At 38.2% G+C, this 18,208-nt stretch carries 16 protein-coding genes, 1 tRNA gene and 2 pseudogenes; 10 read left to right on the forward strand and 9 right to left on the reverse strand.

The window, feature by feature from the left end; all coding sequences use genetic code 11:
- Positions 1-10: 10 nt before the first annotated feature.
- From CDG55_RS07295 to dnaE, 5 genes are all read right to left on the reverse strand, one after another.
- Positions 11-2,029, reverse strand: coding sequence for an esterase/lipase family protein (locus CDG55_RS07295; RefSeq protein ID WP_087537491.1), 2,019 nt, complete (start codon positions 2,027-2,029; stop codon positions 11-13).
- Between the two features lie 119 nt (positions 2,030-2,148).
- The gene (locus CDG55_RS07300) at positions 2,149-3,054 is read right to left on the reverse strand and encodes an ABUW_2363 family tetratricopeptide repeat lipoprotein (RefSeq protein ID WP_087537492.1); all 906 of its coding nucleotides are present in this window, start codon (positions 3,052-3,054) and stop codon (positions 2,149-2,151) included.
- Between the two features lie 114 nt (positions 3,055-3,168).
- Positions 3,169-3,981: a serine O-acetyltransferase gene (cysE, locus tag CDG55_RS07305; protein WP_087537493.1), complete on the reverse strand. Its 813-nt coding sequence runs from the start codon at positions 3,979-3,981 to the stop codon at positions 3,169-3,171.
- A complete protein-coding gene (locus CDG55_RS07310) occupies positions 3,978-4,817 on the reverse strand; it encodes an RNA methyltransferase (RefSeq protein WP_087537494.1) in 840 nt (279 codons plus the stop codon). The genes cysE and CDG55_RS07310 overlap by 4 nt, the downstream gene beginning before the upstream one ends.
- Positions 4,818-4,830: 13 nt before the next feature.
- Complete coding sequence (gene dnaE / locus CDG55_RS07315) at positions 4,831-8,394, reverse strand: DNA polymerase III subunit alpha (protein WP_087537495.1); 3,564 nt, start codon at positions 8,392-8,394, stop codon at positions 4,831-4,833.
- Positions 8,395-8,706: 312 nt separating this feature from the next.
- Between dnaE and CDG55_RS07320 the strand changes: the two are divergent.
- Positions 8,707-9,276 (forward strand): annotated as a pseudogene (locus CDG55_RS07320) (IS4 family transposase); the annotation flags it as partial.
- 21 nt (positions 9,277-9,297) lie between these two features.
- Here CDG55_RS07320 and CDG55_RS07325 read toward each other — a convergent pair.
- Positions 9,298-10,049 (reverse strand): IS5 family transposase gene (locus CDG55_RS07325; RefSeq protein WP_101495461.1). Its coding sequence is split into 2 segments (ribosomal slippage): positions 9,298-9,713 and positions 9,713-10,049, totalling 753 coding nucleotides; the frame shifts between segments, so codons are not numbered across the junction.
- 201 nt (positions 10,050-10,250) lie between these two features.
- On the opposite strand from CDG55_RS07325, the gene CDG55_RS07330 reads away from it, so the two are divergent.
- From CDG55_RS07330 to CDG55_RS07340, 3 genes and pseudogenes are all read left to right on the forward strand, one after another.
- The gene (locus tag CDG55_RS07330) at positions 10,251-10,658 is read left to right on the forward strand and encodes an IS5 family transposase (RefSeq protein ID WP_228252577.1); all 408 of its coding nucleotides are present in this window, start codon (positions 10,251-10,253) and stop codon (positions 10,656-10,658) included.
- Positions 10,659-10,670: 12 nt separating this feature from the next.
- A pseudogene (locus tag CDG55_RS07335) lies at positions 10,671-11,093 on the forward strand (transposase); the annotation flags it as partial.
- A gap of 3 nt (positions 11,094-11,096) precedes the next feature.
- On the forward strand, positions 11,097-11,294 hold the full coding sequence (locus tag CDG55_RS07340; protein WP_087537363.1) for a hypothetical protein: 198 nt from the start codon (positions 11,097-11,099) through the stop codon (positions 11,292-11,294).
- Between the two features lie 43 nt (positions 11,295-11,337).
- Here the strand turns inward: CDG55_RS07340 and bioB are convergent, their stop codons facing one another.
- Positions 11,338-12,327 (reverse strand): biotin synthase BioB, encoded by a 990-nt coding sequence (gene bioB / locus CDG55_RS07345; protein ID WP_087537362.1) that lies wholly within the window; start codon positions 12,325-12,327, stop codon positions 11,338-11,340.
- Between the two features lie 36 nt (positions 12,328-12,363).
- A complete protein-coding gene (queG, locus tag CDG55_RS07350; protein ID WP_087537365.1) occupies positions 12,364-13,530 on the reverse strand; it encodes a tRNA epoxyqueuosine(34) reductase QueG in 1,167 nt (388 codons plus the stop codon).
- Positions 13,531-13,552: 22 nt separating this feature from the next.
- On the opposite strand from queG, the gene CDG55_RS07355 reads away from it, so the two are divergent.
- Positions 13,553-15,046, forward strand: a complete 1,494-nt coding sequence (locus tag CDG55_RS07355) for an NAD(P)H-hydrate dehydratase (protein WP_087537361.1) — start codon at positions 13,553-13,555, stop codon at positions 15,044-15,046.
- Here the strand turns inward: CDG55_RS07355 and ruvC are convergent.
- Positions 15,043-15,588, reverse strand: a complete 546-nt coding sequence (ruvC, locus tag CDG55_RS07360) for a crossover junction endodeoxyribonuclease RuvC (protein ID WP_005159580.1) — start codon at positions 15,586-15,588, stop codon at positions 15,043-15,045. The two genes, CDG55_RS07355 and ruvC, sit on opposite strands and share 4 nt — an antisense overlap.
- Before the next feature lie 320 nt (positions 15,589-15,908).
- Here ruvC and CDG55_RS07365 point away from each other — a divergent pair.
- The 5 genes from CDG55_RS07365 to CDG55_RS07385 all read left to right on the forward strand — a co-directional run bounded on the left by CDG55_RS07365 (position 15,909) and on the right by CDG55_RS07385 (position 18,041).
- A tRNA-Met gene (locus CDG55_RS07365) sits at positions 15,909-15,985 on the forward strand.
- A gap of 188 nt (positions 15,986-16,173) precedes the next feature.
- Positions 16,174-16,407, forward strand: coding sequence for a hypothetical protein (locus CDG55_RS07370; protein ID WP_004661814.1), 234 nt, complete (start codon positions 16,174-16,176; stop codon positions 16,405-16,407).
- 107 nt (positions 16,408-16,514) lie between these two features.
- Positions 16,515-16,724 (forward strand): cold-shock protein, encoded by a 210-nt coding sequence (locus CDG55_RS07375; RefSeq protein WP_004661816.1) that lies wholly within the window; start codon positions 16,515-16,517, stop codon positions 16,722-16,724.
- 491 nt (positions 16,725-17,215) lie between these two features.
- Positions 17,216-17,425 (forward strand): cold-shock protein, encoded by a 210-nt coding sequence (locus CDG55_RS07380; RefSeq protein WP_004661817.1) that lies wholly within the window; start codon positions 17,216-17,218, stop codon positions 17,423-17,425.
- Positions 17,426-17,822: 397 nt separating this feature from the next.
- On the forward strand, positions 17,823-18,041 hold the full coding sequence (locus CDG55_RS07385; protein WP_004661818.1) for a cold-shock protein: 219 nt from the start codon (positions 17,823-17,825) through the stop codon (positions 18,039-18,041).
- Positions 18,042-18,208 lie beyond the last annotated feature (167 nt).

Here is an 18,208-nt window from a genome sequence, read left to right on the forward strand (position 1 = left end):
TTTATTGTGCTTAATTCTTCGGTTTATATAAACCATGATCAACTAAATGTTGGCGTAAGATGCGACGAAGTTCTAACACAGCTTCGGGCGTTTCTTGAATAGAGTGACCACCCGTGAAGATCTTCTCGGAAACAGCACCATCTAAATGTGCACTCTTATAAGGAACAATCCCGTCTGTAATGACATTTGGATCATCACTTTTAGTAATATTGCCCATAATAGAATGAAAAACTAAGCCTTTTTCGGGTGGGATGCTAGCTGTCAGTTCCATAAATTTAGATTTTTTACTTAGATCACTTGGTCCATTTTGAATGACATCATTCGTTAGTGTTTTGACAAAGTCTTTTAAATCAACATCATAACTGGTCAGCGTATCTGCAAGGGTCGTTAAGAAAGTTGCAGGAATTTTAATAATTTTTCTTGCTGCTAAAGTAAACCATCGGTCTGCATAATCTGTACCTCGGTGTGGTGCTGCGAGAAAAATAGCTCGATCAAAATTTTCAATTGGTTTCATTTTGAGTCTTTCACCAATGACAGGGTGTTTTCTTAGACGTGTTTGTTGGCGATTATTCATCAATTCTAAAGCTTGTTTAGAAATATCTGCATCACTCACTAAAAGTCGACTAATAATTCCACCCATACTATGCCCAATTAAAACTGCATCTTGGGCTGCTGCATCTTTGGGATTAAGTGAACCAAATGCTTGTTTTAATAAAGCATAAATTTGAAAACGGCTTTCCAAAATTGGCATATTGGTAGAGTAAAAAATTTGCCAAACTTGATAATGTTCTCTTAATATTGCATCACCCATAATGTCATTAGTTACCGCAATCCATGCTTCAGGACTACTTGCCAGACCATGTACTAATACAATGATTTTCTTATTCGGGTTATAGGGTTCCAGCATATAGAGATGCGGCATTGCCAAATGCTGATCGCGGTCAATTAAGGTCAAATACGCAGCCGCACCTAAATTGTTTTCTGCTAGCCATAAACCATAGGGTGCAGAAAAATTTGCTGCTAATGAATATGGTTTACCGGCAATCTCTACTTTCTCAATGCTATAAGGATCATAAACCTTAATTTCAAAATTCGGATTTGTTAAAACATCTTCTATCGTTGCATTCGATTTTTTCGGTTGAGCAATAATTGTGGCTGCTAAATAGCGTGCTTTATGAATATTAGGATTTATCCCTTTAGGATAATCATGGGTTAAAGGATTAAGAATGTATTTATTTACTTGTGATGATGAGTCTGTCGATGGAAAAACTGCGACAAAATCAGAACCGAAACCATCACGGCGGTTAATTGCTCTTAATCCAGAAAAATTCATGTTGTAACTGGAAATGAATTTTTCCAGTTTCATATTCTGTAGGCGTTGATATGCTTGAATATCAATTGTGTAAGTACTTTTTCCAATTTTAATCGTTGGGCTAAGATTGGTCGATGGATTCCTTAAACTATGACCACTCACCAATTGAGTAAGTGCCTGATTGTAGAAATCTCGAATTTGTAATTGGCGGTTATCAAAAAGTCGTTCTTGTGGCTGACGTGATGTTTTGAATAAATACGCATAACTATAACGAATACTTTTATCCAAAGCTTCAAGCTTCTGATCTAAACAACTTTCATAATTTTGCTGTATTAGCTTTTGTTCATCAGCAGGTTTATGTTTAGACAATTTACTGATTTTACATTCTGATGAGTCCGACAGTGACACGGCTTTAGCAAGATATAGTTCACTGGCTGTCGACAATAATTGTTCGTCTTGAATCTGAGGAATTTTGTGTAGATCTGCAATGCATTCATTCGGAGATTGCATACAAATTTTTGCTTCTTTACCTGACATCGATAAGACATTCAGGCTTGCTTCACTTAACTTTTTCTGAGTTACTATACTATTACGTTCATTGGCTAGGGTGACATCAACCGCTTGTTGCTTGAGGCTAACGACCTGACAGCCATTTAAAGCAATAGTTGATAACAGCGTAAAGGCAAATAGATATTTGTTTGAATTAGATGCTTGCATTATCAAGGAGCAAATTTAGCTGGAAGATTCTAGCTATAATACGAAAAAAAGATGTTTTTTCAATCAACTTAAAAAAATAGACTGTTCTGAACAGTCTATTTTTACAAAATCACAAATCTTTAATTTAGGACTTGCCAAACATTCCAACGTTTTCCAGATTCAACTTCTTTGATAAGTTGATCTGCAACTTCGGCTTCATCAGGATAATTAATTTTATAATTTTTGAGTGTTTGAATCGCATTTTTCTTTTGCTCTAACCATAAATAGTTATTTGCAGCAGAAAGATAAGCTTCTTGTACACCGCCTTTAATCGCTTTATCTAGATATGGAATTGCTTCACGTTGACCGCCACCTTCAGATAGACCAAAACCAAACCAAAAATTAGTTTCAGGGTCATTTGGGCTAATCGCAAGAATACGCTGTGCGTAGTTGAGTGATTTGGTTGTATAGGCTGTACCTAAGTCCATATTACGTGCCATAACGCTTGCTTTAAATGCACGAGTAAGTACATCCAGAGAAGCATTGGGCTTTTCTGCTAAAGCATCAAGTTTCTGCGTAATTTCACGAAGTTTTGCCTCATAACCTTTACGTTCTTGGCGTTCCGTAAAACGTGGTGGATAGTGACGCGCTTTACCTTCAACCAATTGAAGAAAATCATCAATTTCAGTGACATCTACTTCATTATCACCAGCAAGCACCGCATATTTCATATTACGTTGCTTTTGATCTGTCGTAGGGACAATTAATTTATTCACCTCAAGGGTGGTTGATTTTGATGGGTCGCCTTGAAGTGAAACAACCATTTTTGTTACAGGTTGAGCCGATGCATCTTTAATTGCAACTTCAAAGCTTGGTGGAGCATCATATTTAACTGGATTTAAAGCGTAAAATGGGGGAGTTGGATCAGGTTCTTTGAATACAAAAGGTTGGGGTGCCGCAACTTCTTTTTTTACAGGAGGTGGTGTACTACATGCAGTTAAAAAAGAAGTTGAAAGTACAAAAAGTGCCAAAGGCTTAAAATTCATGCTTTACATCCATTAATTTTAGTGAATTAACTAGGTCGGTCGTTGGTTTTACCAGTCTAGGAAAAGCAAAACCAACTTGCAACGAGAAGCTTGTTACATTTTTTATAAATTGGATTAGTTAGAAGAAGTTTTGCTCTGAGCTTCACATTCACGTCTAACCTCTTCAATAATTTTAAGTTCTTCTTTACTAAATGGCTGTGTCTTCTGTTTTTGACCGTTAAATGTTGGGTCCAGTAGCGAGAGGCGCTGGCAAAGGGTATTCATGCGCTTTTCATTTTGCTGCATCCGATCCAGTAAAACACGAATACCTTCTAAGATTGGGTCTGACTGATCCTGAGTGGTGGCATAAGGCTGGAAACCGATGCTTTCAGCATAATCACGGCGGCGTGCTTCATCCTGCTCAATCTGGGTTTTATCCTTGAAAATGTATCGTGCAGGGTTGCCAACGGCGGTTACGCCCTCAGGAACTTCTTTGGTGATGACTGCATTTGAGCCAACTTTTGCACCTTTACGGACGGTAAAGGGACCGAGGATTTTAGCACCTGCACCCACCACCACACCATCTTCAAGCGTGGGGTGGCGCTTGCCTTTATTCCATGTTGTGCCGCCAAGCGTTACTCCATGATAAAGCGTGACATCATCACCAATTTCAGCTGTTTCACCAATGACAACGCCCATACCATGATCGATAAAAAAGCGTTTACCAATTTTTGCGCCAGGATGGATTTCAATTCCTGTTGCAAAGCGGCTAAATGAAGAGAGTAAACGTGCTGTACCTTTGTACTCTTTTTTCCAAAGCTCATGTGCCATACGATGCATGATCAAAGCATGAATACCAGGATAGGTGGTTAGAACTTCGAGTGTATTTCGAGCAGCAGGATCACGTGCAAATACAGCCTCGATATCTTCTTTAAGCTGTTTAATCATTGGGCATGATCCTCCGAATTGGTTTGTTTCCATGAGCCTTTGGCTAAAGCCTGTACGCGGCTGAAAATTCCGCGCAATAAATGATATTCCATACGATCTAATTGTATCCTTCCGAACAGGCGACGTAAGCGTAATGGAAGTAAACGAGGATTATTTGGATCTAAAAATTCGATTTCAGTCAGCATTTTTTCTAGATGAGGATAGAATTCTTCCATTTGTTTTTGTGTTACTAATGGCTCATCCCATTCCATGCTCTGTTGTTGTTTAAGTTGCATGTGATCATCTGGAACAACAGTCATTTGTTGCGTATTTTGTTCGAGTGCAGCCATTCTCAACTCATAACAAATGACTTGAATCGCTTGTGCGACATTTAAAACACCATACTCAGGATTAACTGGGATGGTTAAGTGATAATTGGCTAAAGCAAGTTCTTCATTGGTGAGACCACGGTCTTCACGACCAAAAACAATAGCGATATTTTGTTGTTGAGTTGCAGCTTGTAACGCTTCTTTTGCAGCAGGACGTACGTCCAGTAACGGCCATGGAATGGTACGACTACGTGCGCTGGTTCCAAACACGAGATGACAGTCTTGAATAGCTTGCTCTAAAGTATCAACAATTTCAATTTTTTCAATTAAATCCTGTGCACCCGCTGCTAAAGCATCAATATCTGGGTGTGGATAGGTTTTAGGCGCAACTAAAACGAGTTGAGATAAACCCATCGTTTTCATTGAGCGTAAGGCACTACCAATATTGGCTGGTAGGGTGGTATTGACCATCACAATACGCACATGATCCAAGTGTTTAGACACGTTATTTGAGTCAAACAGATTCATATATCATCCAAAATTAAGAGTATTGAGAGATTTCAGCTTGATACAGATCAAGTGCTTCATCTATAGACATGTTTTCAGGTGGTGGTGCAACTGTCGTTACTTTAGGCGCTTCTGCTACCTTTGCAGCTTTTGACTTCACTTGATATTCAATAAAAATCGCGTCTTTACCAAAATAATCACGTAGCTTGCCTAGCAACTCATCTAAAGGTGCGACTTTCCATTGCGGACCTAGATGCAACTCTGCTGTCGCAAAGCTTTGTTCAAGTTGGATTTGTAAAGCAATATGCTGACACATATCGACATTGCAATAAGGTAATAAAATTGCCTGTAAATCTTTGGCTAAAGATTTGGTCATTAAATCTTGAGGGAGACGAATTTGAATACTTTGGGCACGCTTTTGGCGGATATCATTTAAATTAAACGCTTTACTTAAACGCGCCATTGGGCGATCAAAGCCTTCACGTTCGTAGATTTCGCCTTCGATAACAATGACTTGTTCTAGACGAACGATTTCTTTATAACGTTGAAAACGCTCATGATTACAGCTGATTTCCACACGAGCAGTACCATCATCTAGTGTAATCATGATACGGTTCGGGAAGTTGGCAATATCAACGACTAAACCAGCAAAGACGGTCGTGACACCACGACGAGTAGGTGTTAGTTCATTTAATTTTGCTGGAATAAACGATTTTAATTCTGGACGATAGACATCAATCGGATGACCAGTGAGATACAATCCAAGCGTATCTTTTTCACCTTTAAGGCGAACTTCGTCTGACCACGGTTTCACAGGTTTAGCAGGTTTGCGTTGAACTTCTTCAACCTCACCAAATAAATCCATGATACCCGTTTCGCGGTTACTTCGTGCTTGTTCAGCCGCTTGAACAGCTTCAGGCAATTGAGCCATTAAGCTTGAACGTTCAATGCCTAAACAATCCAATGCACCTGCACGAATTAAGGCTTCTAAAGTACGTTTATTGATTTTTTTCAGGTCGATTCGATGACAGAAGTCAAATAAATCCTTGTATGGACCTTCATTGATGCGTGAGTCGATGACTGATTGCATCGCTTGTTCACCGACGCCTTTAATTGCACCGAGACCATAAACAATGGTTTTTTCATCACTGGCGTGGAAATGATACAAAGACATATTTACGGAAGGCGGTAGCACTTCTAATTTATTATTACGGCAGTCATCAATTAAGAATACGATACTGTCCGTATTCTGCATTTCTGATGATAAAACCGCCGCCATAAATTCTGAAGGATAATGTGCTTTTAACCATGCAGTGTGATAGGCAACAAGGGCATAGGCTGCAGCATGTGATTTGTTAAATCCATAACCTGCGAACTTTTCCATATAGTCGAAGATATGGTTTGCTGTTGCTTCATCAATCTCTTTTTTTGCAGCACCTTCAATAAAGATTTGGCGCTGTTTAACCATTTCTTCAGGTTTCTTTTTACCCATGGCACGGCGAAGCAAATCTGCACCACCAAGCGTATAGCCTGCGCAGAACTGTGCCGCCTGCATCACCTGTTCTTGGTAAACCATAATCCCGTAGGTAGGTTCCAATACACCTTCTAGCAATGGATGTAGATATTCGAACTCACCACCATGCATACGATGGATAAAGTCTGGAATTAGATCCATTGGACCGGGGCGGTATAAAGAAACGAAAGCAATAATTTCTTCAAATTTACTCGGTCTTGCTTCCTTGAGCATTTTTTTCATGCCGATGGATTCAAACTGGAACACCGCAGTTGTATTTGCGTCCGCAAAGACTAAATAAGCATCCTTGTCATCTAATGGAACATTTGCAATTTCGAGAGGAATTTCAGATTTGATTCTTTTATTAATATTTTGAACGGCATCTTCAATAACTGTGAGGTTACGCAAACCTAAGAAGTCAAATTTAACCAGACCTGCTGCTTCAACATCATCTTTATCGTATTGCGCAACACGACTTGTTCCATCTGCTTCACACAGTACCGCTGAATAATCGGTAATTTTTCCGGGTGCAATGACTACACCACCTGCGTGTTTCCCTGTGTTTCGTGTAATGCCTTCGAGCTTAAGTGCCATTTCCCAAATTTCAGCAGCATCATCATTATCAGGGTTTGATGGGTTGGTCACGATGTCTTTGAGCTGTGGTTCCATGTCAATCGCAGTGGCTAGATCAACGCCAAGCGGCTTGGTCGGAATCATTTTGGAAATACGGTCAGCCAGACCATAAGACTTACCTAAGACACGTGCAACATCTCGAATTGCACCTTTTGCAGCCATCGTACCAAAAGTCGCAATCTGTGAAACGGCTTCACGACCGTATTTTTGTGCGACATATTCGATCACTCGGTCACGACCTGCGATACAAAAATCGACGTCAAAATCGGGCATTGAGACACGTTCAGGGTTTAAGAAACGTTCGAAAAGCAAATCATAACGTAATGGATCTAGATCAGTAATTTTTAAACTGTAGGCAACTAATGAACCAGCACCCGAACCACGGCCAGGACCTACAGGCACACCATTATTTTTGGCCCATTGAATAAAGTCCATGACGATCAGGAAGTAACCCGGAAAACCCATTTTTAAAATAATATCAACTTCGTATTTGATACGATCATCATAAGGTTTTCGGATTTCAGCCCAATCTTCATCACGTTCAGCAATAGGGTAAAGGTGATTTAAGCGTTCCTCTAAACCTGTACGAGATAAATGTTCGAAATAGGTGTCGATGGTATAGCCATCTGGGATCGGGAAATCAGGTAAGAAATAAGTCCCGAGTTGTAAGGCAACATTACAACGTTTGGCAATTTGATAAGTATTTTCAATGGCACTAGGGATGTCTGAAAATAGTTCAGACATTTGCTCACCAGTTTTAAAATACTGTTCAGAGCTATAATTCTTAGGACGTTTATCGTCACCAAGGACATAACCATCGGCAATACACACACGTGCTTCATGTGCTTCAAAATCATCTTGTTCAATAAAGTGAACATCATTATGTGCAACGACACCAATTTGATATTTAGCAGCGAGTTTAACGGCTTGTTGAATAAAATCTTCTTCACCAACACGTTCAGTACGTGTTAATGCTAAATAAACACGATTACCAAACTTTTCAATCCATGCTTCTAATAAAGGTTCTGCTTTTTGTGGATTGGATGAACACAGCATTTTGCCAACATCACTATGCTGTCCAAGCAATACAATTAAATCTTCTGATTGTTCACGTATCCATTCTTTTTGTACGCATGGGATACTAAGTTGTTGTCCTTCAATAAAGCCCCGAGATACGATTTCGGTTAGATTTCGCCAACCTTTACTGCTCATAGCTAATAAGGTTGCGCGGTGCTCTGCGTCATTTAGTCGAATGACACTGCCTAAAATAGGTTTAATGCCTTTTTTTAAACAAGCTTCATAAAATTTCACCGCAGCGTGCAAGTTGGATAAGTCTGTTAATGCAAGCGCAGGCATGTCATCTTTAACGGCAGCTTTGACCAAATCAGGTATGCGAACAATCGATTCCGTAATCGAAAATTCTGTATGGATACCGAGATGAACAAACCGCATAGAAGGACTATCCTTTTTTAAAGCAACGCATAGTTTAGCATGCAAACCGAAAATGGCATGCTTATTATTTTGGCAAACTGTCTATTTGTTCTGTGCTTTTTATAAATTAATAAAAATTAACTTTTGATTTATATGGAAATATAAATATACATTTACTTAAGTTGTTTGACCGCTAGAATGTATCTGCATAAAAATGTACCAAAGCAGGTTCAAGAATGAAATTAAAGAATATCGTATTTTCCTTTGTACACGACAAAAAAAGATAACTCATTGAAATAATGGCATAATACTTGTTTTCTGACGACGAATATGATGACACATTTCAATGAGTTACATCTCATCTTAAACAAATATCTAAAGTGGAACAAGTCACATGTAAAATGTTTTACACTGATTATGCTTGCATTAATTGTAAAACAGACATGTAACCTTTCTTCTGCATCTAAAGCCTTACCCATCAAGTGCTTACCACAATCATTTTATCGACGTATGCAGCGCTTCTTTGCAGATCAGTATTTCGATTATCGTCAAATTTCTCAGTTAATTTTCAATATATTTTCATTCGATAAAGTCCAATTAACTTTGGATAGAACCAACTGGAAATGGGGAAAACGAGATATCAATATCTTGATGTTAGCCATCGTCTATCGTGGAATAGCGATACCTATTGTTTGGACATTGCTCAATAAACGTGGAAATTCAGATACAAAAGAGCGTATTGCTTTGATTCAACGCTTTATCTCCATTTTTGGTAAAGATCGTATTGTGAATGTGTTCGCAGACAGAGAATTTATCGGTGAGAAATGGTTTACATGGTGAATTGAAAATGACATTAACTTCTGTTTGGTACAGCTAAAACGGTGGCTGTTGCATAAATATCTGAAGATTAGGGTTTGTTGAGAATTACCGAGAGTTAATTAAACTAGCGCACAATTGAATCATGGCTTCAAAACTCGTATCTGTTTTACAACTACGCATCGCTATACGTTTAAATTCTTTTAACTTACAGAAATAGTTTTCAATGAGATGACGCCATTTATACATAATCGTATCAAATGCTCTCATTACTTTTCGATTAGATTTGGGTGGGATCACCACTTTCACTTTACGTTCATTTAGTTCTTGAATCAGCCAATCTGCATCAAATGCTTTATCCGCTAGTAATGCTTGAAAATCAACATCTTCAATTAAAGGTTTGGTTTCTACTAAATCGTGATATTGACCAGGCATTAATCGAAACTTAATGAGGTTGCCTAGACTATCCACTAAGGCAAGAATTTTACAGGTCATTCCACCTCGAGATTTACCTATAGACTGTTTGAAAGTCCCCCTTTTGCACCTTGCCCATGTCGATGAACTTTAACAATCGTTCCATCAATCATGGCGTATTCCAAATCAACATCTTCATTTACAGATGCAAAAATAGTTTCAAATACACCAGCTTTCACCCAGTCACGGTATCTTTTAAAGACGGTATTCCATTTACCAAAATGAGGAGGTAGATCACGCCATGGACTGCCTGTACGGGCAATCCAGAGGACTGCTTCTAAGAATAATCGATTATCTTTTCCACTACGACCTCGATCGGTCACTTTACCTAGGCAAAAAGGTTCCATTTTTGCCCATTGGGCATCAGTAAGTATGTATCTATCCATAGTACTATTATAAATTAATCAGTTGCCTTTGTTAATTCTCAACAAGCCCTAGAACAACTCTACCTTTCGTCTATTTGTTCAACAAAGCCTTTTTGCATCTGTAAATGAAGATGTTGATTTGGAATACACCATGATTGATGGAACGATTGTTAAAGTTCATCGACATGGCCAAGGTGCAAAAGGGGGACTTTCAAACAGTCTATAGGTAAATCTCGAGGTGGAATGACCTGTAAAATTCTTGCCTTAGTGGATAGTCTAGGCAACCTCATTAAGTTTCGATTAATGTCTGGTCAATATCACGATTTAGTAGAAACCAAACCTTTAATCGAAGATGTTGATTTTCAAGCATTACTAGCGGATAAAGCATTTGATGCAGATTGGCTCATCCAAGAGCTCAATGAACGTAAAGTGAAAGTGGTGATCCCACCAAAATCTAATCGAAAAGTAATGAGAGCATTTGATGCGATTATGTATAAATGGCGTCATCTCATTGAAAACTATTTCTGTAAGTTAAAAGAATTTAAACGTATAGCGATGCGTAGTTGTAAAACAGATACGAGTTTTGAAGCCATGATTCAATTGTGCGCGAGTTTAATTAACTCTCGGTAATTCTCAACAGATCTTAGTGCGTTACGATTAGAAGATGGAGAACTTTTACTTGTTGTTTCTCCTATGTTTAATGCTTCTGCTATTCGTGATTATGCATTACGCTGGGAAATCGAAACCTTATTTAGTTGTCTCAAAGGACGTGGATTCAATCTTGAAAATACTCGTTTAACAGACCCTAGACGAGTCAAGAAATTGATAGCAGTGCGAGCCATCGGTTTCTGTTGGTGCTATTTAACAAGTGAATGGCAACATGATCGAAAAAAAGCGATAAAAATAAAGAAGCATGGACGACTTTCAGTAAGTTTATTTCGATACGGTTTGGACTATGTTCAAATGGCTATTCTACGTTTGATTGGTTTTGGGAAAAAAGAAGAATTTAAGAAAGTGCTCGCAATTTTAAGAAAGAAAAAGCCTGATAGGACAAGGGCCCTATGAAATTTGTCGTGTACAGAGAAGGTAGATGAAAGTACGACTGATACCATTCTATGGTTGATGCAGCATCAGGATATTTTTGATTCTTTCCATTTTGATGTACATACTCAAGAGTTGTCAGTCACACATGCAGCAGGTGTGGATATTATTCGTGTAGGAATGTTTTTAAATGCCAAATACGGCATTTTAGTGACATCAATTTAATATGATCGAAAAAAAGCCTTGTCAAATAACAAGGCTTTTTTGTTTATGCACTCATTGCATCAATGGAAAGTTCTGCAACAGTTGGTTTCGGCTTTTCTGCGCTTAAACCCAGTTTGGCAAACAAGACCTGATCTTTGCCTTCACCAGCATTTGGTGTGGTCAGAAGCTTATCACCAGAGAACAGTGAATTTGCCCCAGCCATAAATGCCAATGCCTGATCAGAGTCGCTGAGTGACTCACGGCCAGCAGATAAACGAATGTAACTGTGCGGCATAATGATACGTGCAACCGCAATGGTACGAATCCATTCGGTCACATCCAGTTTTTCAACATCGGCAAGTGGTGTACCTTCGATCGGTACAAGCATATTGATTGGCACTGATTCAGGATGTACTGGCATAGTTGCAAGTTCTTGTAATAAACCAATACGGTCATTACGACTTTCACCTAAGCCAACGATACCACCACTACATACTTTCATACCCGCTTGACGTACATGATCTAATGTATCTAAACGATCATCAAAAGTACGCGTACTAATAATATGTGAATAGTATTCACGAGAGGTATCAAGGTTATGGTTGTAATAATCTAAACCTGCATCTTTTAAGCGTTCAGCTTGTGACTGATTCAGCATACCTAAAGTCATACAAGTTTCTAAACCGAGTGCTTTTACTTCACGAACCATTTCTAACACATAGGGCATGTCTCGTTCATGTGGGTTGCGCCAAGCAGCGCCCATACAGAAACGTGAAGAACCAGAATCTTTTGCTGTTTGAGCTTCACGAATGACTTTATCTACTGCAATACGCTTTTCTGCTTCTAGTTTTGAGTCGTAATGTGCAGATTGCGAGCAATACTTACAATCTTCTGGGCATTTACCTGTTTTGATTGAAAGCAGTGTGCTGACTTGAATGGTATTTGGCTGAAAATGCTCACGATGAACGCCTTGTGCTGCAAATACTAAGTCTAAAAAAGGTTGATCATATAAAGCTTGGATTTCATCACGAGTCCAGTCATTACGTAAAGTCATTGTTATATCCATGATGATTGATTACAAACATTGAGATTAATCATACAGAAATCGTGCCAAAGCCAAAGGGCAAAAAACATCATTTTTCAATTCAGGTACGTTTATTTGCTGCAATTGTTGTTGAATTGCCCACTCAATATGTACATTGACAATCTCATCGTGTAGAGCTTTTGCTTCTTGCAATTGGCTCACGATTTCAGCCGAGTATGGCGCATTTCCTAAGCCGATTGCAATATTCCGTTTAAAGGATTGGTAGCCTGTGCGGCGAATTGGACTACCTTCTGTTTTTGCAAGAAAAGTTACTTCATCCCATTGCCAGATCTCTAACAAGCTAATGTCATCTAAACTATGTCTTGGGTCAAAGTCTGGAATTGACGCGGTTTTAGCAAAGCCATTCCACGGGCAAATCAGCTGACAATCATCACAACCGAAAATACGATTACCTATACCTGAACGTAACTCTTCAGGAATGATTCCTTTATATTCAATAGTTAAGTAAGCAATACATTTCCTTGCATCCAACATATAAGGCTCAACAATGGCTTGTGTTGGGCAAATGTCGATGCAAGCAGTACATGAGCCACAATGGGCTGTTGCGGGTTGATCAAAAGGGAGGTCAAGCGAAGTAAATAGCTCACCCAAAACGAAGAAAGAACCTGATTTTTTATGAATGAGTAAGGTATGTTTTCCTGTCCAGCCCATACCTGCACTTTCAGCAAGTGATTTTTCAAAAATAGGTGCTGAGTCCGCAAACGGGCGTGATTCGAAGTCGCCCACTTTTTCTTTAATACGACTGGCTAATGTTTTAAGTCGACCACGCATGACTTTATGATAGTCACGTCCACGTGCATAGCGCGCAATAATGGCTGAATTTGGTTCAAATGGTACATAACGGGGCTTAGGTGATGCCACAAGATAGTTCATCCGCACACAAACAATGCTTTTAGTTCCAGGTACAAGCAATGTTGGATCAGCACGTTTTTCTAAATTCTCTTCCAAATAATGCATATCAGCATGGTAACCACGTTTTAAATATTCTTTAAAACGTGGCATTTGATCTTGAGCATCAGGTTTGGCAATGACACAATCAGAAAAGCCCAAGTCTAAAGCTTGAGTTTTTATCCATGTTTTAAGTTCTTGAGGATCAAGCTGCTGAAGCTCAATTTTATCAAGTGATTTTCCAGAGGATGTGGTTGAAGCCATAAACCAATAATTAGGGGATAACATGCAACGTTCAGTTTACCATAGCCAAAGCATTCAAGCATGGGAGCAGCGTTGGTTTGCGCAGCAAAATTCATCTTTAGGATTGATGCAACAAGCCGCTTGGACAATCTCACAACAGTTAATTGAACCATTTAATAAAAATAAAATTCAAAAGATCGCAATTTGGTGTGGACAAGGTAATAACGCAGGTGACGGTTACTATATCGCTGCTTTTCTAAAGCAACATGGATTTCACATCACGGTTTATGCAGCTGAACTCGGTCAATCTTTAGATTTAAAACAAGCTGTACAATATGCACTGTTAAATCGAGTTGATATTCAAAGTATCGATTATTTATTGTCGGAAAATGCGAATCACCAAGAAATTCCAACTTTTGATTGTCATATTGATGCTCTGTTTGGCATAGGTCTCAATCGAATGCTGGATCAAAAATGGCAGTCGATCATCCAGTTGTTTAACTCACAGATTGGTTTAAAGATTGCTATCGATATTCCGAGCGGGCTACATGCCAATACAGGTCAGGCTTTGCCATGTGTAATACAAGCCGATCATACCTTTACAATTTTGGGTTATAAAGCAGGTTTGTTTACAGGTCAAGGAAAGGAATATGTGGGAAAACTACATTTAGTCAGCCTGATTCCAACTGATGTGGAGTTAAAACCAATCGCCTATCTTTCCCCTGAAAAAATCTCTTTACCTAAACGTCAGGCCTTTGGTCATAAAGGTAGTTATGGGCATGTACTGGTGGTGGGTGGTCATGCGGATATGGGTGGAGCGGTGATTATGTCTGCTGAAGCAGCGTTTCATGCTGGAGCAGGGAAAGTTAGTGTGGTCTGTCATGCCAAACACCATCAGGCTATTCTGTCGCGTTCACCAAACATTATGGTGCGAGATATTAATTCGTTGGATCAAGATGCAATCCAAATCTTATTAAATCATGTGGATGCCGTCTGTTTTGGTATGGGTTTGGGACGGGATGAATGGGCAGAACAGATTTATCAGCAATGGTTTGATTTACTCAACCAAAATTCGCACTTAGAAGTCGTGCTTGATGCGGATGGACTTTGGTTTCTGGCAAAGCATCAGCAAAAATTAAAACAGCATATTTATGCCACACCACATTCAGGTGAAGCAGCAACTTTATTGGGTTGTACGGCTGCGGACATTGAGCAAGATCGTATTGCAGCAATTTATCAGCTAGAGCAAAAATATGCAGGACAATGGGTGCTTAAAGGGGCAGGTAGCTTGGTCTTAGAAGCTGAATTATTTATCTGTACCCAAGGCAATGCAGGAATGGGTACAGGAGGAATGGGGGATGTGCTCGCAGGTGTGATTGCCAGTTTAAAAGCACAATTTCATGAGCAAGTCGCATTGCATGAAATTGTGAGTTTGCATGCACAGGCAGGGGATTTACTGGCTGAACATGGAATGCGTGGTTTACAAGCACATGACATGGGGAAAGTGATTTATACAGTGGTAAATCAAGAAAACTAACGCCTTCTACTACTTGAACGACTTCGCCCACGAGCCATACCACCGAGCGCATTTAACACCGCCATTTTGCTCATACTCCCTGAAGCATGAGCATGACAGATTGCAGCAGCTAACGCATCGGCTGCATCAGCCTGTGGTTGAATGCTTAAGTTCAATAAACGCATCACCATCATTTGAACTTGCTCTTTTTCAGCAGCGCCGTAACCTACCACTGACTGTTTGATTTGACGAGCAGTATATTCCGCGACTTGTAGGTCTAAATTGACCAATGCCGCAATTGCCGCACCACGGGCTTGTCCAAGTTTTAAAGCAGAATCAGGGTTCTGCGCCATGAAAACTTGTTCAACAGCAGCCTCAGTAGGACCGTGAAATTTAACAATACGTTCAACACCTGCAAAAATACGTTTTAGTCGTTCAGGCATTGCTTGAGTTTCAGTACGAATGGTTCCTGCATCGACAAAACGTAATTTATTGCCATCTTTTTCGATAATTCCATAACCTGTTAAGCGTGAACCAGGATCAATACCAATAATTAATGACATGTCGAACTATAAAAATGAAAGATTGTTGATATTGTTACATAGCAGGCTTTTCGCTGCATAATATTTTTGTAGGATTTTGAATTATAAGAAAATAGTGGATTTATTAAACAGAGTTAATTTTATTGAGTACATATTCCAAAATTCGGTCTCTTTTGAATAGATCAACTAATAAGGCTTATTTTGATTTGTTTTTAATCAATTTGTATTTAATTTGAGCGTTAGGCAGTAAATTATGTGATTTTTCTAAAAAAAAATTGCATTGTGGGGGAGATGGGCGTATAAAGCATCTCATTGATCAAACATGTTGATCAAGATGTTGATGCGGGATGGAGCAGTCTGGTAGCTCGTCGGGCTCATAACCCGAAGGTCGTTGGTTCAAATCCAGCTCCCGCTACCACTTTAAAGTTAATTGAATATTAGCTCTGTGATTATTGAGTTGTTGTTATCTGAAAGATTAGACGGCAATTAAGTTAGCTGAAATAACCCTAAAGAAAGCTAAAAATTATTAGATTCTAGAATTGTAGTTTACCTCTCTCCATATATCTAGCGTTATAGTAAATCCAAATCGATCACTTGAGCTCAGAAATGAGTGATTTTGTTTTGAAAATTATTAATGAATGGCGTGTAGCCAAAGCCAGCAATGGCAATGAAATTTGTGTGCAAATTATCCCGATGAAACGTCAACAAAATACGTTGGATGGTTTCAAATGGGTAGAGGTTGGAAAGAAAATCCAGCTAGAGTCGGGTCGAGAAGTCGATTTTAATCTAGATGGGAAAAGCTTCTATACCGATGTTAATCAGCTTTATCGATTAATATAGATAATTTACGCACTTAAAGTATCTATTGGTTAAAGATAGATTGGGTTAAATCAATATTCATAATTTGATTTAATTCATAAATGAACAAAGTTTAAAGGTTTAAAAGTATGTCTGATACAGTTACTGGTACTGTTAAGTGGTTTAACGAAACTAAAGGTTTTGGTTTCATTCAAGCTGATTCTGGCCAAGATGTTTTTGCTCACTTCAGTGAAATCCAAAGCAATGGTTTCAAAGTATTAAACGAAGGCCAACGCGTTTCGTTTGTACTTGGTCAAGGTAAAAAAGGACCACAAGCAACTACAATTAAAGTTATCTAATAAGATTGCTTGAAAAAAAGCTCACTTTATGTGGGCTTTTTGTTATATCCAAAAACTATCTTTTGATTTCTAGTTGTGCTTTGTATGAGATTCTAAGCTTTATAGAGGTTGATCTTCTGACTAAAAGCAGAATTTTGTATAAGAAAGCAATCAGTAAATTTTTATATAAGAAAATCTTAAATGGGAAAGATAAAATATTTTTTATGATCTCTTGTCAGTAAATCTTAAGTTTTATAAGTTGTGTAACTACACTATCAAAGCTAATTTTTTGATTTAGCAAAGAACGTTATTTTTACATGATTTGGTTTATTAAAGCTCAACCTTTTTCATTCAAGAGATAAAACTTTCAATACTTTCATAGATGCACTATCTCGTATGACTTAAAATTTGCTATGCTTGCAGTATCTGTCAAATAAAGATAGATTAAGTTAAGTCAGAATGAAAATTTTGATTTAATTTATAAATGAACAAATTTTAAAAGGTTTAAAAGTATGTCTGATACAGTTACTGGTACTGTTAAGTGGTTTAACGAAACTAAAGGTTTTGGTTTCATTCAAGCTGATTCTGGTCAAGATGTTTTTGCTCACTTCAGCGAAATCCAAAGCAAAGGTTTTAAAGTATTACAAGAAGGCCAACGCGTTTCTTTCGTACTTGGTCAAGGTAAGAAAGGACCACAAGCAACGCTCATCACTGTTATCTAATTTTTAGACCAGTAAAAAAAGCTCACATCTGTGGGCTTTTTTGATGTTTTTTATGTGCGAGAAAAGCATCAAAATAATTTTTAAATATAATTGTTTGATTGAGATAAATGAAATTTTACAATTTTTGAAATGCTAAAAGCGATTGTTTTTTTAATAGGATTTTTTAGTAACACAACTATTTGCCCCCAATTTTTCATCTACGGTTAGATAATGTTTGTGCCGAAAAAGTAAAGTGGTGTATATTAAATAATAACTAGAAGAATAACACTGTTGATTCAGAAAATCTTTCATCTCGTAGTTTAGATAAACCTTTCGTGTTATCAGATTTAATCTCAGAGTTTATGATTCCAAGTTACTTGCTGCTAAGCATTCCAAATATTTCTAATAGGTTAAGTATATGTCTAACACTGTGACTGGTACAGTTAAATGGTTCAATGAAACTAAAGGTTTTGGCTTTATTCATGCGGATTCTGGGCAAGATGTATTTGCTCATTTTAGTGAAATCCAAAGTAACGGTTTTAAGGTTTTACATGAAGGACAACGTGTTTCATTCACTATTGCTGATGGTAAAAAAGGACCTCAAGCAACTGGTATTACAGTAATTGCTCAAAACTAAACATCTGAATTAAAAAAGCTCACAATAGTGAGCTTTTTTAATTTTCGGATAGTATCTATAAATTTTAATCATCATTATTTCTTGTAATGTACTTATTTTTGTCACAATTTAACCTATTGGTTAAAAAATCGCTCTAGCATATTATTAGACTTTTTGCTAATTTTAAC

The sequence above is a fragment of the Acinetobacter sp. WCHA45 genome, assembly GCF_002165255.2.
Taxonomy (GTDB): Bacteria; Pseudomonadota; Gammaproteobacteria; order Pseudomonadales; family Moraxellaceae; genus Acinetobacter.